Here is a 567-nt window from a genome sequence, read left to right as displayed (position 1 = left end):
GGTAGGGGGTGAAGACGGCGAAGTGATCGCCCCCCGAAGGGGTGACCCAGCCGGGCGGCACGGCGGTGGTCACCGCCTCGTGCACCACCAGCTCGCGTCCGTCGCGCTCCAGAGCCCGACGCAGCCCCCGCTCACGATGGGCGGAGAAGCGGCTCACGCCCGCCGCGATGTGCACCCGGCGGGCACCCGCCTCGGCGGCGACCCGGCACACCTCCTCCACCACGGCGCCGGAGCGGATCACCAGGCGCCCGCCCCGCTCGCGCAGCGCGGTGTCCAGATCCGCCAGGCAGTCGGCCAGGAAGGCGCGGCGATGGGGGGCGGCGAAGCCGGTGGCCTCCAGGTCGGTGTCGCGAACGAACAGGGGGACGATCGCCCCGGAACGGCCGGCGTCCCTCAGGGCCGCGTCCAGCACGGGGTGGTCGTGGACCCGCAGGTCGGAGGGTAGGGGGTGAAGACGGCGAAGTGATCGCCCCCCGAAGGGGTGACCCAGCCGGGCGGCACGGCGGTGGTCACCGCCTCGTGCACCACCAGCTCGCGTCCGTCGCGCTCCAGAGCCCGACGCAGCCC

1 protein-coding gene is annotated in these 567 nt (G+C 75.5%); it reads right to left on the bottom strand.

The genetic code is table 11. The annotated features are described in order from the left end of the window. Positions 1-412, bottom strand: a 412-nt coding sequence (locus FNQ90_RS26135) for a deoxyribodipyrimidine photo-lyase (protein ID WP_323380195.1), incomplete at its 3' end; no start/stop codon positions are given. Positions 413-567 lie beyond the last annotated feature (155 nt).

Origin of the sequence: Streptomyces alkaliphilus, from assembly GCF_014141535.1 — a bacterium.
Lineage (GTDB): Bacteria > Actinomycetota > Actinomycetes > Streptomycetales > Streptomycetaceae > Streptomyces > Streptomyces alkaliphilus.
The sequence above is the reverse complement of the archived record's forward strand: the minus strand, read 5'-3'. Positions and strand labels throughout refer to the sequence as shown.